Below are 19,081 nucleotides of genomic sequence, written 5' to 3' on the forward strand. Positions count from 1 at the left end.
CAAGCGGGTCAACCAGGTCAGGCGGCGCGCACCTCGATGCCTTTGAACTGGCCGGCCTTCGGCCCCCCTTGCGGGCGCGGGTAGCGCTGCGGGTCCAGGCGGTGCAGCAGCTCGGCCTCGCGCTGGCGGGCGCGCTCGACGTTGCGCGCCTTGACGTGACCGAAGCCGCGCATGGACAGCGGCAAGGCGAGCAGTTCCAGCGCCAGGGGCAGTCGCTCGGCGTTGATCAGGGGCAGCAGTTCGTGCACACGGGCCTCGTAGGCCTGGATCAGCGCGCGCTCCAGGCGGCGTTCATCGGTGTGCCCGAACACGTCCAACAGGGTGCCGCGCAAGACCTTGCCGCGCGCCAGCAGGCGCATGGCCGGCAGCATCCAGGCCCCCAGGCGCAGCTTGGCCGGTGGCTGGCCCTGGCGGCCGCGTGCGAGCAGTGGCGGGGCCATGTGGAATTCAAGTTGCAGCTCACCCTCGAACTGCTGGGCCAGGGCCTCACGGAAGGCCGGTGTGCTGTAAAGGCGGGCCACCTCGTACTCGTCTTTGTAGGCCATGAGCTTGAGCGCGCTGCGCGCCACGGTCTGACTCAGGGCGCCACCTGCGGGCAGACCCAGGACCAGCTCGCGCGCCAGCACGGCTTGCACGAGATCCTCGTGCCGGCGGGCATAGGCCGCACTCTGGTAGGCACTGAGCAGATCACGGGCCTGGCGGCGCAGGGCCGCCAGATCGTCTGGCGCCTGCGCCGCCGTACTCTGCGCGGGGGCCTCCAGCAGACTCTGGCAAAGCTCGGGGCGGGCGGCGGCCAGACGCCCCAGCGAAAAGGCCAGCAGGTTGGTGGGCACGGCCACGCCATTGAGTTCGATGGCGCGTTGCATGGCCGCCAGGCTCAAGGGCACCAAACCACGTTGCCAGGCGTAGCCCATGGCCAGGATGTTGGCCACGATGGTGTCGCCCAGAAAGTCTTCGGCCAGGGCCTGTGCGTCAAAGGTCTCAAGCAGGCCCGGACCGGCCGCGAACTCGAGCTTGTCGAGCAGTCGATCGACCTGCAGGCTGGCATCGGGGTTACGGATCGATTCGGCGACCGGAACCTCGTGGGTGTTGACCAGCAGACGGGTGCGACCGCGGCGCACAGTCTGCAAGGCCTCGGGCGAGGCGGCAACGACGATGTCGCAGGCCAGCACGGCATCGGCCTGCTGGGTGTCGATGCGCACCTGGTTCAGGCGCTCGGGCAGGTCGGCCAGGCGCACGAAGGACAGCACCGAGCCCCCCTTTTGCGCAAAGCCCATGAAGTCGAGCACGCTGGCGCTCTTGCCCTCCAGGTGGGCCGCCATGGCGATCACGGCGCCCACGGTGACCACGCCGGTGCCACCCACACCGGTGACCAGCAGGTCATAGGGGGCGTCCCAGACATGGGCCGCGGGCTGGGGCAGTGCGGCCACATGCTGCTCGAAGGCCGCCGAGGCCGCTTGCAAGGCCCCCATCTTGCGCCGCGGCTGAGCGCCGCTGACGCTGACAAAGCTGGGGCAGAAGCCCTTGGCACAGGAATAGTCCTTGTTGCAGCTGCTCTGGTCGATGCGGCGCTTGCGGCCCAGGGGGGTTTCATGCGGCAGCACGGCCACGCAGTTGCTCTGGGCCGAGCAGTCGCCACAGCCTTCACAGACCGCGTCGTAGATGAACAGGCGACGCGAGGGGTCGGCCAACTGGCCCTTCTTGCGGCGGCGGCGCTTTTCGGCGGCACAGGTCTGCTCATAGATCAGCACGGTGACGCCCGGGGTTTCGCGCAGGCGGCGCTGCACCGCATCGAGCTGGCTGCGGTCGTGGAACTCGGTGCCGGCCGGAAAGCGCTCGCGCTGTGCGTCGTACTTGGCGATGTCGTCAGACAGCACCACCACCTGCTTCACGCCCTCGCTCTCGACCTGGCGGGCAATGGCATCGACGCTGATCACACCGTCCACGGGCTGCCCCCCGGTCATGGCCACGGCGTCGTTGAACAGGATCTTGTAGGTCAGCGTGGCCCGGGCGGCCACGGCCTGGCGGATCGCCAGGTAGCCCGAGTGGTAGTACGTGCCATCGCCCAGGTTCTGGAACACATGCGGCGTGCGGGTGAACATCGAGTGCGAGACCCAGTCCACGCCCTCGCCCCCCATCTGGATCAGGCCGGCGGTGTCGCGCTCCATCCAGTTGGCCATGAAGTGGCAGCCGATGCCGGCCCGCGCGCTGGAGCCCTCGGGCACCACGGTCGAGGTGTTGTGCGGGCAACCCGCACAGAAGTAAGGCAGGCGCTTGACGCTGTCGGCGCTGTTGGCCAGCAGCGGGGCGGGCACGAAGTCGACCACGTGGCGGCGGTGGTCGTTGAAGGTCGTGTTATCCGGGAAATGCCGCAGCAGCCAGTCGGCCATCAACTCGATCAGGCGCGAGGGGCGCAGCTCGCCCAGGGCCGAGACCAGGGGCCGGCCTTGCGCATCGTGCTTGCCGACCAGGGCCGGGCGGGCTTCGGGCGGGGCGTTGTAGAACAGCTCGCGCAGCTGCTGCTCGACCACCGCGCCCTTCTCTTCGATCACCAGGATCTCGCGCAGGCCCTGCGCAAAGGCACGCACGCGGGTGGTCTCGATGGGGAAGGACAGGCCCACTTTGTAGAGTCGCACGCCCGCCGTGGCGAGCATGGCGGGGCTGATCTCAAGGCGGCGCAGCACTTCCATCAGGTCGTAGTGGGCCTTGCCGCAGGTGATGATGCCAACCTGGGCATGGGGCGATTCGATGATGTGCCGGTCGATGCTGTTGACCTGGGCAAAGGCGGCCACCGCAGCCAGCTTGTCGGCCAGGCGCGACTCGATGCGCAGCGAGGGCAGATCGGGCCAGCGGTAGTGCAGGCCGTCGGGCGGGGGCTGGTGGCCCGTGAGGGCGCGCACCGCGTCGGCACCCTGCCACTGCGCCACGCGGGCATTGAGCTCGTCGAGGTTGACGGTGGCACCGCTTTCCACCACCTCGGACAGCGCGGTCAGCCCCACCCAGTTGCCGCTGTAGCGCGACAGGGCCCAGCCATACAGGCCGAACTCCAGGTACTCGGCCACATTGGCCGGCGAGACCACGGGCATGTGAAAGGCCTGCAGCAGTTGATCGCTCTGGTGCGGCATCGAAGATGACACGCAGCCGTGGTCGTCCCCCGCCACCACCAACACCCCGCCGTGCGGCGACGAGCCATAGGCGTTGCCGTGTTTGAGGGCATCGCCGGCGCGGTCGACGCCGGGGCCCTTGCCGTACCACATGGCGTAGACGGCATCGACGGTGCGCTCGGGGTCGGACTCGACGCGCTGGGTGCCCAGCACCTGGGTGGCGCCCAGTTCTTCGTTGATGGCGGGCACGAAACGCACCCCATGGTCGGAGAATTTTTTTCCGACCTTCCAGATCGCCTGGTCGAGCATGCCCAGGGGCGAGCCCCGGTAGCCGCTGACGAAGCCCTGGGTGTTCAGGCCCTGGGCCGCGTCACGGCTGCGCTGCATCAGCAGCAGGCGCACCAGGGCCTGGGTGCCGGTGAGAAACACCTGGCCGTGCTCGGCCCACAGGTTGTCGGACAGTTTGAAATCAGGGCGCAGCGCAGGGGCTTGCGGCGCCATCAAGGTGGCTTGTGTCTCCATGTTCTTCTCGCGCCCCGCAGGGCTTTGGGGAAGCCATGAGCTTGCCGCACCGGCGTGAGAATTTGGTTCTTCATTTTTGGAGAAATCCGCAGTTTCGAGATTTTCATTCCTAAAATCAGTCATGAACGAGAATTTCACACTGGATGCTGCCAGCCTGCTGATCCTGCAGGAGCTGCAGCGCGACTCACGCCAGACCGTGCAGCAGATCGCCGCCAAGGCCGGGCTGTCGACCACGCCCTGCTGGAAGCGCATCAAGGAGCTGGAGGCGGCCGGGGTGATCCGCGGCTACACCGCGCTGGTGGACCGCAGCAAGGTGGGGCTGAACCTGCTGGTGGTGGTAGAGGTGAACCTGAGCCAGCACACCGAGACCACGGTGCGCCAGTTCGAGCGTGAGGTGGCCGTGTCGCCCCACATCGTGCGCTGCCTGAGCACCACCGGCCAGGCCGACTACATCCTGACCGTGATGGCGCGCGATGTGGCCCATTACGAGCAGCTGTTGCACGGCACCATCTTCCGGCTGCCCGGGGTGTCGCAGGTGCGCTCCAGCATCGTGCTCAACGAGGTCAAGTCGGAGGTGCGGCTGCCGGTGGGCGAGGTCTAAGAGACTGTTCACGATCTCCCACGAGCGCGAGATCGTGAACAGGCTCTAACAGCCCGGCGCTTGCGCCACCAGATCACCACCCCGGTCACACTCAATGTGGCCACCACCAGGCCCATGGCCGAGATCAGCACCCGCCCCGGCAGGCCCAGGATGCGGCCCGAATGCAGCGGGAACTGGGCCTGCACGAACAGATCGGCCGCAGTGCCTTTCCAGGGTTCGCGCTGGCCCAGCACGCGGCCGTCGCGGCTGTCGATGTACAGCTCGCGGTGGCCCACGCCACCACTGCCGTGGCCGTCTTCGGGGCGGAAGAACTGCACCCCATACACGCCATGGAAGCGCGCGTGGTACAGCGCCCCGGCCGGCTCGCGCCAGCCCAGGCGAGCCGCCTCGCCGCGGGCCCGCGCCAGCGCCTCGGCCCAGTCCAGGCGCGGCGTGATGGCCGCCCCCGGGATGGCATCCAGAGGCGAAGGCGTGCGCTGCGACACCAGTGAAATCGCGGGCAGGAACAGCTCGCGGTAGAAGTTGAGCGAGAACGCGGTGAAGGCCAGCGTCAGCAACAGCGCCCAGGTCCAGAGGCTGCCCGCACGGTGCAGGTCGAAGTTGAGCTTGTAGGCGCCAGCGCCCCAGCGCAGCATCCAGGCGGGCTTCCAGCGCTGCCAGAAACCGGGGGCCGCCCGTGCAAGTGCGGCACGCCGGCGCGGCGGCAGGGTGAGCACCAGGCCGGTGAAGCAATCCAGCGTCCAGACAGCGGCGATGAGGCCCATCAGCCACACGCCCCAGCGGTCGATGCCCCAGGCGGCGGGCAGGTGCAGGCTGTAGTGCAGCACGTAGAGGAACGAGATCAGGTTCTCCCGCCCCAAGGGCCACAGGGCCCCCCATTGGCGGCGGCCCAGCTCGGCCCCCGACACCGGGTCGACGAAGACCTGGTTGAAATCCACGGCCACCGGAGCCCCCGTGGCGGGATCGATGCGCGGCTGCACGCCCAAGGCCAGGGCGTGGCCAGGCTCGGCCGCCAGGGGCAGGTAGCTGATTTCGACCTGGGGGTGGCGGGCCTCGACGGCCTGGGCCAATGCCAGTGGCGATTGAGGCGAGCCCTCGGCCGTGGCCTGGTTGAACTGAGGGTTCAGCCACTCGTCGAGTTCGTGGTCCCAGGAGATGACCGCGCCGGTGACGCCGGCCACGAACAGAAAGCCGGCCATCAGCAAGCCGGCCCAACGGTGCAGTCGAACCAGCCAGGCGCGCAGGCTCAGGGCTTGCGCTTGAGCCTGAGCCCTCGGCGCGACGCGCTCAGAAGCGCCACTGGACACTGAGCTTGGCATTGCGAGGCGCCCCATAGAAACCTTGCGCCCAGTACAGGCTGTTGATGTACTTGCGGTCGGTCAGGTTGTCGATGTTGAAGGTGGCGCTCCAGTGGGCGTCAAAGTCGTAGCGGGCCATCAGGCCGACCAGGGCATACGCGGCCTGGCGCGTGACGATCTCGCGCCCCTGGGTGTCGGTCACGCCCTGGTCGCGCGAGATCTGGCTTTGCCAGCGCAGGTTGGCCCCCAGCTTCAGGCCAGGCAGTCGGTCCAGCTTGTAGACGGTGGACAGGCGCAGGGTCTGGCGTGGCACATAGGTGCGCGCATCGGCCCCGGTGCTGTCGTTGCGGATGCGCATGTGGGTGAAGCCGCCACTGAGCTCCCAGGCCGGTGTCAGGCGGCCGGCCACATCGAGTTCAAAGCCGGTCGAGGTGGCATCCACCGTGCGGTAGACCAGGGTGCTGCCCACATAGGTGGCGGTGGCTTCAGCGGTGTTGTTCTGCTGGGTGCGGAACACCGAGGCCGATGCATTGAGTCGGCGCTCGAACCACTCGCCCTTGGCACCCACTTCCAGGTTGCGACCTTCGATGGGGGGCAGGGGTTGCAGGTTGGCGCCCACCTCGGTCTGCGGGTTGAAGATGCCCGCATAGCTGGCGTAGAGGTTGTGCTGGGTATCCAGCGCATAGGTGCCCCCCAGGTACGGCAGGGCCTTGGTCTTGGCGTACTGGTGTTGCACGCCATAGTTCTGGCCGCTGCTGTCGACCTGGGTCACATTGCCCCCGGTGAACAGCTTGAGTCGGTCGGACAGGTTCCAACGGGCCGTGCCGTACACGCTTTGGCGCCGGATCACAAAGCTGGCGCTGTTCGAATAGGCGTCGAAACTCGGTTGGGTGTAGTTGCCGGTCCAGTGGCTCAAAGAGGGCAAGGCGGTGCCGATATCAGCGCTGTACCAGGAGAGTTGCTGGGTGTCGCTGCGCGCCGTGCTGGCCCCCAGCACCAGTTCGTGACGGCGCCCGGCCAGATCAAACGGGCCGCTGGCATAGACGTCGACCAGGGTCTGCTTCTCGCGGCTGCGGTAGTAAGAAGGGTAGCTGTACAGGCCCAGACCGGTGCTGGCATCGGGTGTGCCATAGGCATAGAACAGATCGCCCTCTGAGCGCAACAGGCGCTGACTGAGCACACCTTTGACCTGCCAGCCGCTGTCGAGCTGATGGGCCAGTTCGATGAAGCTGCGCGCATCAGAGGTATTCCAGTTGCTCCAGTTGGCCGCGGTGCTGGTCGAGACGGGGTACTGGGTGGCGCTGCCGTCGGTGTTGTAGAGCGGCAGGGCCCCCCACATGCTGCCGCGTGGCTGGTTCTTCTGGTAGCTCAGGCCTGCGCTCAGTCGGGTGCTGGGGGCCAGGTCGGCCTCCAGCACGGCCGACAACACCTGCTTGTGCAGGGAGTAGCGGTCGAGGTAGCTGTTCTTGTCCTGATCGGCCAGCACCAGGCGCCCGCGCAGGGTGCCGGCGGCGTTCAGCGGGCCGGCGATGTCGGCGTCCAGGCGGCGGTTGTTCCAGCTGCCCAGGCTCAGGCCGGCCGAGGCCTGGAAGTCGGTGGTCGGGCGCTTGCGCACGAAGTTGATGGTGGCCGAGGGGTTGCCGGTGGACGACATCAGCCCGTTGGCGCCTCGCAGCACTTCGACGCGGTCAAACAGCGCGGTGTCCATGTCGCCCTCCTGCCCTCCGTTGGTGAAGGGCAGGCCCAGGCCGTCGACCTGGAAGTTGCTGATGTCAAAGCCTCGGGCGCTGTAGTAGGTGCGGTCTGTCTCGATGCGCTCGACCTGGATGCCGGTGGCGTTGTCCAGCACCTCGTTGACGTTTTGCAGCGCGAAGTCATCCATCTGCGAACGCGTGACCACGCTGATGGACTGCGGCGTGTCCTTGATCGACAGGTCGAGCCGGGTGGCGGTGCTGGTGGCGCGCGTGGTGTAGGCGCCGGTGCCTTCGGTGCTGGCGTCGGCGCCGGCCGACACCGTCACCTCCTTGAGGCTCTGGCCTGCCGGATCGGCCGCCTGTGCCTGCAGCGCGGGCACGCCCACAGCCATGGCAGCCACCAGGGCACGCAGGCTGAAAGCGGAAGAAGTGGCCGGTTTGAGCGGTTGGAGGGGGCGCCGTCGCAGGCGCCTGGCAAGCAGGGAAGAGGATGGTGCGGTCGTCATTCGCCGGATTCTAATGCGAATGATTCTTATTTGTGAATCAAGTTTGCAAAGGTAACACCCCCCGGCAAGCACCCGCTCAACACAAGATGGACAATGATCGACTTGTCCAGCCTGCGGGCCCGGCGCGCCTTGGTAGCGCAGGCCCCTGCCCCCACCCATGACCACCCTCACGCCCGATGTCGCCCCCTACCTGGGTCAGTTGATCGGCTTCCGCCGCGACCTGCATGCCCACCCCGAACTGAAATACGAAGAGCAGCGAACCGCCGCCCGCGTGGCGGCCTACCTGGAGGCCCTGGGGCTGCCGGTGCACCGAGGCCTGGCCCAGACCGGTGTGGTGGCCACGCTGCACGGCCGTGGCCGCAGCGCCGCCAACCCGGGGCCGGCGGTGGGGCTGCGCGCCGACATGGACGCGCTGCCGGTTCAAGAGATCAACACCTTCGGCCATGCCAGCCAACATGAAGGCCGCATGCACGCCTGCGGCCACGACGGCCACACCACCATGCTGCTGGGGGCGGCCACCCTGCTGGCCCAAAAACCCGACTTTGATGGCACCGTGCACTTCATCTTCCAGCCCGGCGAAGAAGGCGGCGCCGGCGCCCGGGCCATGATGCAGGAGGGCCTGTTCGAGCGCTTTCCGATGCAGGCGGTGTTTGCGCTGCACAACTGGCCGGCCCTGCCGGCCGGCCAGATGGGCGTGCGGGTGGGGCCCATCATGGCCTCGGCCAACCGCTTCGAGGTGCGGGTGCAAGGGCGCGGCGGCCACGCCGCCCAGCCGCATGCCGCGCTGGACCCGATCCCGGTGGCCTGTGCCATCGTGGGCCAGTTGCAATTGCTGGTGTCACGCCAGACCGACCCGCTGGACAGCGCCGTGCTCACCATCGGCAAGATCGAAGGCGGCACGGTAGAGAACATCATCCCCGACGAAGCCGCCCTGTACGGCACCTGCCGCACCCTGCAGCCCGAGACGCTGGAGCGCCTGGTGGCCGGCATCGAGCGCATCGCCACCCACGTGGCCGAAGCACACGGCTGTACCGCGCGCGTGATCATCAAGCCCGGCTACCCCTGCACCGTGAACCATGCCCGAGAGGCCCGCTTCATGGGCGAGGTGATGGCCGAGGTGGTGGGCGCACAGCAGGCCCACACCGACGTGCTGCCGGCCATGACGGCCGAGGATTTCGGCTTCATGCTGGAGCAGGTGCCAGGCGCCTACGGCTGGATCGGCAACGCGGCTGCGGGCCAGCCCGGCGTGAACCTGCACGCGGCGCACTACGATTTCAACGACGACATCCTGGGCCTGGGCGCCACCTTCTGGGACCGGCTGGCGCGGCAGTGGTTTGCCCGCGGCATGGGCGCCGCCTGAGGCAGCAGGCCCAGCCTGGCGGCTCAGGCCGCCGCTGACGGCACTTGCGGCTCCAGCGCCTGCCGCCCCAGCAGGGCCAGGCCCTCGGCCACGCCACGCAGGCGCAGGCTCAGCGCCTGACTGAGCAGCGAGGCCAGGGCGGCTTCGGCCTGGGGCCGGGCCACCACGTCTTTCACCAGCGCCCACAGCGTGAGCACGCCGCGCTCGGTCTCGACCAGCGTCAGGGGAGCGGCCTCGGCCCAGTCGCCGCCACCCTGCAGGGCATCGGCCAGCCCTTGCTGGGTGAGCAAAATGGCCGTCGCGCGGATGGAGCCGTCGTCCACCGTGGCTTTCAGGCGCGGGGCGGAATCCGGGAGGGTGTGGATGCGTGCCCCCGATGGGGTGCTGGGATCTTGCAGATGCGGGATGCGCATGGTGTCTCCGGGTTCAATGCGGCACACGGGCAAGCGCCCGGACCAGCGGAGTGCACCGAAGGCCCAAAACGGTGCGCAACGCCCCCAACCCAATGGGAGAGTCGGCACTTGTTTCGCCTAAAAAACATTGCTTTAAATTTGCACTCATCACAGTCTTCTCAAGCAAGGCACATGCCCGGGTTGTCTCCTGACACAGGATCCGATCATCAACAAGCGCTGAAACCTCTTGCTGATCAGGGTCAAGCACAGGGCTCAAGCTCGGCCTATGCTGCGTTCTTTTCGGTGGCCCGCCACCCAAGGAATGCCCATGGACACTGCTGTCACCGCCACCGCTGCGGCGCTCGCCCCCCAAAGCATCACCACCGAGGTGTTGCAGGAGAAATACTGCCAGGCCGAACTGGGTGAACACTCGGCCGGCCAGGTGTTCGAGCGCGTGGCGCGGGCGGTGGCCTCGGTCGAGCCCACGCCCGAACTGCGCGCCGAGATGGGCGAGAAGTTCCGCCTCAACATGCTGGCCGGGGCCATTGGCGCCGGGCGCATCATGGCCTCGGCCGGGGCGGGTCACAACGCCACCTTCATCAACTGCTTTGTGCAGCCGGTGGGCGATGCGGCGGTGGGCTACGACGAAGACGGTGTGCCCGGCATCTACACCGCGCTGTCGCAGGCCAGCGAAACCCTGCGCCGTGGTGGCGGCGTGGGCTACAACTTTTCGGCCATCCGCCCCAAAGGTGCGCTGGTCAAGGGCACGAACTCGGACGCCTCCGGGCCCTGCACCTTCATGGATGTGTTCGATGCCTCGTGCCGCACGGTGATGGCGGCGGGCTCGCGACGCGGCGCACAGATGGGCATCCTGAACATCGACCACCCCGACGTGCAGGAGTTCATCGAAGCCAAGCGCACCAAGGGGCGCTGGAACAACTTCAATGTGTCGGTGGGAGTGACCAAGGCCTTCATGCAGGCGCTGGCCGCACAAGGCCAGGTGCAACTGGTGCACAAAGCGCGACCGACACGGGCCCTGATCGAGCGGGGCGCCTTCCAGCGCGAAGACGGCCTGTGGGTGTACCAGGAGGTGAGTGCCAGCGCCCTGTGGGACCGGGTGATGCGCTCGGCCTACGACTATGCCGAGCCGGGCATCATCTTTCTGGACCGGGTCAACGAAGACAACAACCTGCGCTACTGCGAAGAAATCGTCGCCACCAACCCCTGCGGCGAACAGCCGCTGTGTGCCTATGGCTGCTGCGACCTGGGGCCGATCATCCTGCCAAGCTTTGTGCAGCAGCCCTTCACACCGGCGGCGCGCTTCGATGAGGCGGGCTTCATCGCCTCGGTGCGGCTGCAGGTGCGCTTTCTGGACAACGTGCTGGATGCCACGCCCTGGCCACTGAAAGAGCAGCAGGAACAGGCCATGGCCAAGCGGCGCATCGGCGTGGGCTTCACCGGCATGGGCAATGCCCTGGCCATGCTGAATCTGCGTTATGACAGCGAAGCCGGTCGACGTGAGGCCGCCCACATCGCCGAATTGATGCGCGATGCGGCCTACGCCGCCTCGATCGACCTGGCCATCGAGCGCGGTCCGTTTCCGGCCCTGCAGGCCGAGGCCTATCTGGCGCCCGGCACCTTTGCCTCGCGCCTGCCCGAGACCTTGAAGGCGCGCATCCGCGAGCACGGCATCCGCAACAGCCACCTGCTGTCGATCGCCCCCACCGGCACCGTGAGCCTGGCCTTTGCCGACAACGCCAGCAATGGCATCGAGCCGCCGTTCTCGCTGGCCTACACGCGCAACAAGCGCACCCCCGATGGCGGCACCCAGGCCTTTGCCGTGGTGGACCACGGCCTGCGGGTCTTCCTTGGCACGCTGGAGCCGGCCTTCGGCAACGCCGTGCTGGACGCGGTGTGCCGCTACCAGGACGAGTTCAGCCACGAGGGCCAGCGCCTGCGCGTGAGCCAGGTGCTGCCCGACTCGATGGTGACCGCGCTGGCCATGTCCTGCGATGACCACCTGGCCATGATGGGCGCGGTGCAGCCCTTCATCGACACGGCCATCAGCAAGACCGTCAACGTGCCGGCCGACTACCCCTTTGACGATTTCAAGAAGTTGTACCTGCGCGCCCACGCCTACGGGCTCAAGGGCTGCGCCACCTACCGGCCCAACGACACCCTGGGCGCGGTGCTGGAGGTGCCCACCGCCGCCACCGCCAACAACGCCGCCCCTGGGACCAGCCCCGGCCCCGCGCCGGCCCCGCTGGACATGGACCCGCTGCGCATCAGCATCGAAAAACGCCCCGAAGGCGAAACCCCGGCGGTGACCGAGAAGCTGGTCTACCACACCTCCGAAGGCCAGAAATCGCTGTACCTGGTGGTGTCCTTCGTGAGCGTGGAGGGCTTTCTGGAGGGCCAAAGCGTGACCGTGGAGCGGCCACTGGAGGTGTTCATCCCGGCCGGCCAGAACGACGAGGCCCAGCAATGGGTGACCGCCGTGGCCCGCGTGCTGTCGCTGACGGCGCGCGACGGCCGCCTGCCCAAGGCGCTGGCCGATCTGCGCAAGGTGACCTGGGACAAAGGCCCGGTGCGCTCGGGCTACTACCGCAAGGCCGATGGCACCCGGGTACCGCGCTTTCACAGCTCGGAAGTGGCGGCCATCGCCTATGCGGTGCAGCAGATCCTGTACCGACGCGGCTTTCTGGACGACGAGGGCCGTGTGATCCCGGCGCTGCGCCAGCACGCATCGCGGGCCGCCGCCCCAGGCCAGACCCCGGCGCCGGCCCCGGGCGAGCCCGCCATGCTGCCGCACATGGAGGTCACGCCGGGCAAGCCCTGCCCTGAATGTGGCGCCCATGCGCTGGTCAAGAAAGATGGCTGCGAATTCTGCACGCACTGCGGCTACCTCGGATCTTGCGGCTGAGCGGAGCTCAGGGCCGCTCGGCATCCTGCAGGCCGGCCTGGTAGCGGCAGCGCAGCTCGGTGATGCGCACGCCCTGCGGCGCGCTTTCCAGCGACTGGGCCTTGGGCTCCAGCCCACCCCAGCGGTTGCGCACCTGGTCGATCTGGTAGGTGCGGTCCCAATGCGGCCCCAGGCCGCGCGCCATGCAGCGTTGCACGTCGGCATAGCGCAGGGCCAGGTCGCTCTCGGCCTCTTCGGCATGGGCCAGGCCCAGGCTCAGCAACAGCGTGGAAAGCAGGAGAAAGGGAAGGATAAAGGAACGCAGAGGGCGCAACAGCATCGGTGGGGAGCAGAGAGGATCAAGCGACAGAAACCCCGTCGCGACACGACGGGGTTGAACCGGATCGACAAGAGACAGATCCGGCCAGGCTCACTGTGAGCAGCGCAGGCCGAGATGGTTCCGCGCTGAACACTTGCCTGATGAGGACAGCAGGTGCATCAGGGCCCCATAGGGCCTGGTGCATCCCCACTCACTTGATCGCGGCGCTACTGGTCACGCTGGCCTTGGCAGCATTGGCGGCCTTGGCGGTATTGGGGTGCACGGTCTTGTGAGCCGCCTTGGCATGCAGCGTGGTGGGCTGCTTGGCCTTGGCGGCCGGTGTTGCCGCGGCGGTGGTTGGGCTCGCCTTGTCTGCTGCCGGCGGGGTGGCAGCCGGGCCCACGGTGCTGACCACCGCGGGCTTGACCTCCACCGGCTTCACGCCCGGCGCCGAGGCCGCAACCGCCGGCGTGACCGGGGCGGCTGCAGCGGGCATGGCAGGGGTGGCGGCCGGTGCCTGCGCCCAGGCACCCAGGGACACACAGGCCGACAGCACGGTGGCGGGAAGGATGGCAAACAGCTTGTTCATAGCTAAACCCTTTTCTCTCGTTGAGCCCCAGGCAAAAGGCCTGGTTGCTACCTTCAACGCCCTGGTTTCGACCGTCGATGACGTCTTGCGCGCCAAGTTGTAACTACCGGTTTCCCGCCCGGACCACTCAGGCCGGCAGCGGCTGACGGAAGCCCACGTTGAGCAGGTTCCAGGCCACGATGGTGGAGATCGCAAAGCCCAGCTCGGCGATCTCGGCGGGCGAGAACTGCTGGCTCAGGCGGGCAAATTCTTCATCGCTGGCGTCGCCGTTCGGGGTGGCGTTGATGAGTTCGGTCCAGCGCAGGGCGGCCCGTTCGCGCTCGCTGAAAAACGGCGCCTCGCGCCAGCCGGCCACGGCATTGAGCTCACGTGGCGACAGGCCCTGGCGCAGCAGATCCTGGCCATGCATGTCGATGCAATAGGCGCAGCCATTGAGTTGCGAGACACGCAGCCAGACCAGGTCGATCAAGCGCTCGCCCAGGGGCCCCTTCTTGAGGGTCTGAGACAAGTCGAGCAGGCCTTGAAACGCCTTGGGGGCCAGTTGGATGTAGGGGACGCGGGCAGCAGAGGTGTGCATGGCATGGGCTTTCTGTTCAAGGTGGAGACCGCCCGATGCGGCCTCTCTCCTGTTAGACGCTGGCCGACGCCACGTTGTGACAACGCGCCTCAAGCCTGCAAGGCAATGCCCGCCAGTTTGTCGGGGTTGCGCACCACATACACCGCCACGATGCGTTCGCCCTCGATCACAAAGGCCTGGGCCGATTCGAGTTGACCACCCACATAGCGCAACAGCCCTGGCTCGCCATTGACCAGCACCTGCCGGTAGCGGACCTGATCACCCAACCGCAGCGCCACGGCCCAGTACAGGTTGGTGACGCGGAATGCGCCGCGCAGCACATGGCCCACCGACGCCACCCGGCCACCACCGTCACCCATCAGTTCCACATCGTCGGCCAGCAGGGCCTGCAAGCTCGCGCGGTCGCCCTGCTGGGCCGCCTGCATGAAGCGCGCCAGCAAGGCCCGGTGGCGCTCACGCGGGACCAGAAACCGGGGGGCAGGTTGCGCCCCCTGCGGCTTCACCCGCAGGCTGGCACGGTGCACCAGCTGCCGGCAGGCCGCCTCGCTCTTGCCCAGGGCTGCCGCGATGTCGGCGTAGTCGTGATCGAACACCTGGCGCAGCAAAAAGGCGGCCCGCTCTTCAGGCGACAGCTGCTCCAGCACCCGCAGCAAGGCCACCGACAGATCGTCGGCCAACTCGGCCGCCGCCTCGGGGCTGTGGTCGTCCACCGCCACCAGGGGCTCGGGCAGCCAGAACCCCACATAGGCCTCACGCTCGGCCTTGGCGGCACGCAGGCGGTCGATGGACAGTCGGGTCACCACCGTCACCAGCCAGGCCTCGCCCGATTGAAGTGCGGCACGATCGCTGCGATGCCAGCGCAGCCAGGCCTCCTGCAGCACGTCCTCGGCATCGGCGCGCGTGCCCAGCATGCGGTAGGCCATGCCAAACAGGCGCGGCCGCAAGGCCACAAAGGTGTCGGTATCGGCGTCAGACACGGGAAATGGGGTGAAGCTGGAGATCAGGCAGGTCATGGTAGCCACTAGACGCGGTAGCACCCGCTCTAGTGACAAATGGCTCCAACTGCACTTGCCCCTTTTGTCTCCAACCAGTTGCGCAACTTGCCTCCGGGTCCTGCACTTTCCGAGAATCAGGCGATAACGCAGCACGGGCTTCGGGGCGGGATCAAATAGCGCGCGAGAAATCAAGGCGTTTGCGGGTCTGGGGCCGCGTACATCAGCACCACTGTGTCATGGCCCAAGCTGGCGCCACCAGGCACGCCTGTCGAACCGGACTCACTCAGGCAAGGGCCTTGAATTCGGCCGACGCGGCCTTGCGCTGCAGGTGGAAACACAGTGCATTGGGTCTGCCGTCAAAGCGCTGAGGCAAGCGGGCTTCGACGCCCTGCCGAAAGCAGCAGGGATTCCAGGGCTGTAGCGCGCAGCTGTCTGTACGACGCGGCTGATCAGCCACCCCTTGGCTCACTGCGCCGGCGTCAGCAGCGGCACAAGAACCGAAATGCCTGCGGCTCAACTCAGGGGCTCCGCCAGGCGGTGAAACACCGCGCTGAAGATACGCAGCTTGGCGATGTCCAGCAGCAGCCAGTTGGGCAGAAGCCAAGGCAACACGAAAAGGGGGGCCCTGATACAAACTGCACAGCTAGAGCGCAAAACTGGGCCGCATCTGTAGCGGTCGCTCTGGCCGTCTTCACACCACGCGACGATATTTCGCTTGATTCCCGCCATGTACGTTGTCGGGCACCTCCGATAAGATCCAAAGAATATCGAACGCTCAAGGCTGTCGTCCAAAGAGGGGCCTCGTGTCAGCAGCGCTCGAAACCGGCGCTTGCAATACTTGCCTGCGTCATATCGCGACTGTCTCAGGTCATTCCGTCATCGGACTGACTTGTGCAGACCAACGAGCGCATGCCGTCGGGATAAACTTGAGAGCATCGATTCTATGGCCCGACTTCAACAGCAGAAATCAACTACCGATGGATACAGCAGGCAAGACAGCGCTTGTCGCCAATCTTCACTGGCAAACCGGCAGGATCGACCAGACTGCGCGTTCAGCCATGAAGCAGCAAAAGCCGGTTTGCATTTGGCTGACCGGTCTGTCAGGTGCCGGAAAGTCTACCCTGGCCTACCTGCTGGAGCAGCACTTGCACGCGGCAGGTAAGCACAGCTACGTACTCGATGGCGACAACGTTCGCCACGGCCTCAACCGCGACCTTGGCTTTGCTGACGCTGACCGTGGCGAGAACATCCGCCGTGTGGCAGAAGTCGCCAGACTGATGATTGATGCCGGACTCATTGTCGTGGTGAGCTTGATCTCTCCGTTCCGCTTCCAGCGCGAACACGCACGCAAGTTGTTTGCGCCGGGTGAATTTGTTGAGGTTTTTGTCGATGCTCCATTGGCAGTATGCGAGCAACGGGATGTCAAAGGTCTGTATGCCAAAGCTCGGCGCGGTGAATTGACACAGTTCACCGGTATCGACAGCCCCTATGAGCCCCCCCTGGCGCCGGAAGTGCACGTGCGATGTGACCTACTTGATCCGATGGACTGCGTCAACCGCATATTGCAGGCACTCGCCACCGATGAAGGCCATTTGTGACCTCATGTTGCGCGGGCACTTCATGCACGCATAAAGTGCCATGCTGCCAGCCGATGACATCGGCAGCGCTTCGTTGAAGCAATTCCGTCGAGGTCCGAAGAGGCTTCCAAGCAACCAGGAACAGAAAAAAACACTGAACGTTGGAGAAGGAACAGCTGCACCATGCCGATTGCCGCCCGGCGCCAGCCCATCTGCGTTAGGGCCCTCTCCAAGTCAGGACCATCCAAGGCCAGCCCCAGCAAAGGTAAGCCGCGCGTTGCCTCGCTCGGGCTCCTATCTGACCGGAACCATACCATCCCACGATCACCCAAAAGCCAGAAAACGAATAAGCCAACCTGGTCGGCTGGCTTTTTGTAACAGTCTTTGTCGGTAAGACCTCGGAGGTTTGGTGCGGCTGGCGGGGATCGAACCCACGACCCTTGGCTTCGGAGGCCAATACTCTATCCACTGAGCTACAGCCGCGTGCCTGACAGCAGGCAAACGATCCGCGGATTATGGCACGGGCCGGAGGCCTTGCGACGCAAAGGCGAGAGAGGCGTCAAGAGAGGACATCGGGCCTCTGGTGCCCGCTGGTGATGACCTCAGTTGGCAGGGTGGGCAAAGCCCAGGCCGGCCAGGTAGGTGTCCATGGCCTGCTCCCCGATGCTCACCACATCGAAGTCATCGGGCGACAGCAGCCAGTTCTGGATCAAGCCATCGAGCAGCGCATGCAGGCCGATGACGGCCGCCTGAACCGGCAAGCGCAAGGTCACGCCGCGCAATTGCGCTGCGGCCTGCAGGCTGCGGGTCATTTCGGCCAGGCAGTCGTGGCGGGCCTCGAGATGCCGCCCCTTGATGGCCAGGGCCTCGCCCACGTATTCGACTTTGTAGCTGGCCACCTCGAAGACCCGCTGGGTGGTGGGGTCTTGCGTCATCTTGCGCAGCACATCCAGGGTGGCGCGGCGCAGGTCAGCCAACGGATCGCGTCCGGGGTCGCGCCCCATCTGCTGCAGGGCCTCCTCCATGGGCAGGGTGACGCGATCCATCATGGCGTTGAACAGGTCGGCCTTGTCCTTGAAGTGCCAGTAGATGGCGCCACGCGTGGTCCCCGCGGCCACGGCGATGTCGTTCAGCGAGGACCGGGAAACCCCTTTTTCGGAGAACACGCGCTCGGCCGCATCCAGCAGGCTGTGCCGGGTGGCGAGGGCGTCTTCTTTGGTTCGGCGGGCCATGGCGTCTCCTGTTGTGGGTATGAAATACAGCGTACATCATACATTCACGAATGTATGTATACTGCCCTTTCGTTTTTTACACGAACAAGACACAGTACGGGATGACCCTAGCAAGTCTTACCCGATACCAACATACTCACACCGGAAAACGGACATGACCGAATCCCAACCTGCGGCAGCGGCCGCATTGCAGCGCCGGCCTTTGCTGAGCCGCCTGCCACTCTTCATGACTGTGGGCACGCTCAGTGCCGTTCTTGCCGCATGCGGCCCTTCGGGTGCACAGGGCGGGCCTGGGGGTCCTGGCGGCGGCATGCCGCCCACTGAGGTGGGTGTGGTCACTGTCACCCCGGGCGTGGTCGGTTTGCAGACCGAATTGCCGGGTCGCCTGGAGGCCTCACGCGTGGCTCAGGTGCGGGCCCGTGCGGCCGGCATCGTGCAAGAGCGTCTGTTCCGCGAAGGCAGTGACGTGAAGGCAGGCCAGCCCTTGTTCCAGATCGACGCCGCGCCCTACAAGGCCACCTACGACAGCGCCCAGGCCGCCGTGGCCAAGGCCGAGGCCACCTTGATGCAGGCCAGCGCCCAGCTGACCCGTTACAAGCCGCTGGTGGAGGCCAATGCCATCAGCAAACAGGATTACGTGAACGCCGAGGCGTCGCAGAAGCAGGCCGAAGCCGATCTGGCCTCGGCCAAGGCGGCGCTGCAGACGGCCAAGATCAACCTGGGCTACACCACGGTGACGGCCCCGATTTCGGGCCGCATCGGTCGTGAGCTGGTGACCGTGGGTGCCCTCGTGGGCCAAAGCGAGGCCACCCAGATGGCGGTGGTGCAGCAGATCGACCCGCTGTATGTGAACTTCACGCAGTCGGCAGCCGAGGTGATGAAGCTGCGCGATGCGCTGGCCAACGGGCAGCTCAAGCGGGCTCCGGGCACCGAGGCGGCCAGCGTGCGCCTGGTGAAGGATGACGGCAGCGAGTTCCCCAAGGCCGGCAAGCTATTGTTCTCGGACCTGACGGTGGACAGCACCAGCGGCCAGATCACCCTGCGCGCCGAGGTGCCGAACCCCGGCGGCCAGTTGCTGCCTGGCCTGTATGTGCGCGTGCGCCTGGAACAGGCCCAGGCCAGCGATGCCATCACCCTGCCGCAGCAAGCCGTCACACGCAGCGAAAAGGGCGATGTGGTGATGGTGGTCAGCCCCGAGGGCAAGGTCAGCCCGCGCCCCGTCAAGGTGGCTGCCGGCAAGGGCAATCAGTGGGTGATCCTGGACGGCCTGAAGGCCGGCGAACAGGTGATGGTGGATGGCTTCCAGAAGCTGCGTGGCGATGCCCCCGTGAAGGCCGTGCCCTGGCAGGCGCCGGGCAGCGCGGCACCGGCTGCTGCCGCCCCGGCGGCTGCCCCGGCCGCCAAGTCCTGAGG

At 66.6% G+C, this 19,081-nt stretch carries 13 protein-coding genes, 1 tRNA gene and 1 pseudogene; 5 read left to right on the plus strand and 10 right to left on the minus strand.

What is annotated here, in order from left to right:
* Window positions 1-17 precede the first annotated feature (17 nt).
* Window positions 18-3,626, minus strand: coding sequence for an indolepyruvate ferredoxin oxidoreductase family protein (locus L880_RS0113655; RefSeq protein ID WP_027476161.1), 3,609 nt, complete (start codon window positions 3,624-3,626; stop codon window positions 18-20).
* 121 nt (window positions 3,627-3,747) lie between these two features.
* On the opposite strand from L880_RS0113655, the gene L880_RS0113660 reads away from it, so the two are divergent.
* A complete protein-coding gene (locus L880_RS0113660) occupies window positions 3,748-4,227 on the plus strand; it encodes an Lrp/AsnC family transcriptional regulator (RefSeq protein WP_027476162.1) in 480 nt (159 codons plus the stop codon).
* Window positions 4,228-4,235: 8 nt separating this feature from the next.
* Here the strand turns inward: L880_RS0113660 and L880_RS0113665 are convergent, their stop codons facing one another.
* Complete coding sequence (locus L880_RS0113665) at window positions 4,236-5,546, minus strand: PepSY-associated TM helix domain-containing protein (RefSeq protein ID WP_425389184.1); 1,311 nt, start codon at window positions 5,544-5,546, stop codon at window positions 4,236-4,238.
* On the minus strand, window positions 5,515-7,725 hold the full coding sequence (locus L880_RS0113670; RefSeq protein WP_027476164.1) for a TonB-dependent siderophore receptor: 2,211 nt from the start codon (window positions 7,723-7,725) through the stop codon (window positions 5,515-5,517). Before L880_RS0113670 ends, L880_RS0113665 begins: the two co-directional genes overlap by 32 nt.
* A gap of 157 nt (window positions 7,726-7,882) precedes the next feature.
* Between L880_RS0113670 and L880_RS0113675 the strand changes: the two genes are divergently transcribed.
* Window positions 7,883-9,085, plus strand: a complete 1,203-nt coding sequence (locus L880_RS0113675; protein WP_043329443.1) for a M20 aminoacylase family protein — start codon at window positions 7,883-7,885, stop codon at window positions 9,083-9,085.
* Window positions 9,086-9,108: 23 nt separating this feature from the next.
* Here the strand turns inward: L880_RS0113675 and L880_RS0113680 are convergent, their stop codons facing one another.
* Window positions 9,109-9,498 (minus strand): hypothetical protein, encoded by a 390-nt coding sequence (locus tag L880_RS0113680; protein WP_027476166.1) that lies wholly within the window; start codon window positions 9,496-9,498, stop codon window positions 9,109-9,111.
* Window positions 9,499-9,805: 307 nt separating this feature from the next.
* Here L880_RS0113680 and L880_RS0113685 point away from each other — a divergent pair, with 307 nt between their 5' ends.
* Window positions 9,806-12,400 carry an adenosylcobalamin-dependent ribonucleoside-diphosphate reductase gene (locus tag L880_RS0113685; protein WP_051443298.1) on the plus strand — a complete coding sequence of 865 codons (2,595 nt, stop codon included), beginning with the start codon at window positions 9,806-9,808 and terminating at the stop codon, window positions 12,398-12,400.
* Between the two features lie 7 nt (window positions 12,401-12,407).
* On the opposite strand, the gene L880_RS0113690 is transcribed toward L880_RS0113685, so the two are convergent.
* The 4 genes from L880_RS0113690 to L880_RS0113705 all read right to left on the minus strand — a co-directional run bounded on the left by L880_RS0113690 (window position 12,408) and on the right by L880_RS0113705 (window position 14,877).
* Entirely contained in the window at window positions 12,408-12,719 is a 312-nt protein-coding gene (locus tag L880_RS0113690; protein ID WP_027476168.1) for a hypothetical protein, read from the minus strand.
* 190 nt (window positions 12,720-12,909) lie between these two features.
* Window positions 12,910-13,287: a hypothetical protein gene (locus tag L880_RS34390; RefSeq protein WP_051443299.1), complete on the minus strand. Its 378-nt coding sequence runs from the start codon at window positions 13,285-13,287 to the stop codon at window positions 12,910-12,912.
* Between the two features lie 127 nt (window positions 13,288-13,414).
* Window positions 13,415-13,864: a carboxymuconolactone decarboxylase family protein gene (locus L880_RS0113700; RefSeq protein ID WP_027476169.1), complete on the minus strand. Its 450-nt coding sequence runs from the start codon at window positions 13,862-13,864 to the stop codon at window positions 13,415-13,417.
* Window positions 13,865-13,953: 89 nt separating this feature from the next.
* Window positions 13,954-14,877 carry an RNA polymerase sigma-70 factor gene (locus L880_RS0113705; RefSeq protein ID WP_043329445.1) on the minus strand — a complete coding sequence of 308 codons (924 nt, stop codon included), beginning with the start codon at window positions 14,875-14,877 and terminating at the stop codon, window positions 13,954-13,956.
* Window positions 14,878-15,869: 992 nt separating this feature from the next.
* Here L880_RS0113705 and cysC point away from each other — a divergent pair.
* Window positions 15,870-16,457 (plus strand): annotated as a pseudogene (gene cysC, locus L880_RS0113720) (adenylyl-sulfate kinase); the annotation flags it as partial.
* Window positions 16,458-16,843: 386 nt separating this feature from the next.
* On the opposite strand, the gene L880_RS0113725 reads toward cysC, so the two are convergent.
* Window positions 16,844-16,919: transfer RNA gene (locus L880_RS0113725), tRNA-Arg, on the minus strand.
* A gap of 119 nt (window positions 16,920-17,038) precedes the next feature.
* A complete protein-coding gene (locus L880_RS0113730; protein ID WP_027476172.1) occupies window positions 17,039-17,668 on the minus strand; it encodes a TetR family transcriptional regulator in 630 nt (209 codons plus the stop codon).
* A 154-nt stretch (window positions 17,669-17,822) separates the two neighbouring features.
* Between L880_RS0113730 and L880_RS0113735 the strand changes: the two genes are divergently transcribed.
* Window positions 17,823-19,079 (plus strand): efflux RND transporter periplasmic adaptor subunit, encoded by a 1,257-nt coding sequence (locus tag L880_RS0113735; protein WP_027476173.1) that lies wholly within the window; start codon window positions 17,823-17,825, stop codon window positions 19,077-19,079.
* Window positions 19,080-19,081 lie beyond the last annotated feature (2 nt).

It is taken from the genome of Curvibacter gracilis ATCC BAA-807, from assembly GCF_000518645.1.
In the GTDB taxonomy this organism is placed as follows: domain Bacteria; phylum Pseudomonadota; class Gammaproteobacteria; order Burkholderiales; family Burkholderiaceae_C; genus Curvibacter; species Curvibacter gracilis.

Coding starts and splice junctions, on each gene's coding strand:
- L880_RS0113655 (WP_027476161.1), bottom strand. CDS start 3,626: ATGGAGACACAAGCCACCTTGATGGCGCCGCAAGCCCCTGCGCTGCGC.
- L880_RS0113660 (WP_027476162.1), top strand. CDS start 3,748: ATGAACGAGAATTTCACACTGGATGCTGCCAGCCTGCTGATCCTGCAG.
- L880_RS0113665 (WP_425389184.1), bottom strand. CDS start 5,546: ATGCCAAGCTCAGTGTCCAGTGGCGCTTCTGAGCGCGTCGCGCCGAGG.
- L880_RS0113670 (WP_027476164.1), bottom strand. CDS start 7,725: ATGACGACCGCACCATCCTCTTCCCTGCTTGCCAGGCGCCTGCGACGG.
- L880_RS0113675 (WP_043329443.1), top strand. CDS start 7,883: ATGACCACCCTCACGCCCGATGTCGCCCCCTACCTGGGTCAGTTGATC.
- L880_RS0113680 (WP_027476166.1), bottom strand. CDS start 9,498: ATGCGCATCCCGCATCTGCAAGATCCCAGCACCCCATCGGGGGCACGC.
- L880_RS0113685 (WP_051443298.1), top strand. CDS start 9,806: ATGGACACTGCTGTCACCGCCACCGCTGCGGCGCTCGCCCCCCAAAGC.
- L880_RS0113690 (WP_027476168.1), bottom strand. CDS start 12,719: ATGCTGTTGCGCCCTCTGCGTTCCTTTATCCTTCCCTTTCTCCTGCTT.
- L880_RS34390 (WP_051443299.1), bottom strand. CDS start 13,287: ATGAACAAGCTGTTTGCCATCCTTCCCGCCACCGTGCTGTCGGCCTGT.
- L880_RS0113700 (WP_027476169.1), bottom strand. CDS start 13,864: ATGCACACCTCTGCTGCCCGCGTCCCCTACATCCAACTGGCCCCCAAG.
- L880_RS0113705 (WP_043329445.1), bottom strand. CDS start 14,877: ATGACCTGCCTGATCTCCAGCTTCACCCCATTTCCCGTGTCTGACGCC.
- L880_RS0113730 (WP_027476172.1), bottom strand. CDS start 17,668: ATGGCCCGCCGAACCAAAGAAGACGCCCTCGCCACCCGGCACAGCCTG.
- L880_RS0113735 (WP_027476173.1), top strand. CDS start 17,823: ATGACCGAATCCCAACCTGCGGCAGCGGCCGCATTGCAGCGCCGGCCT.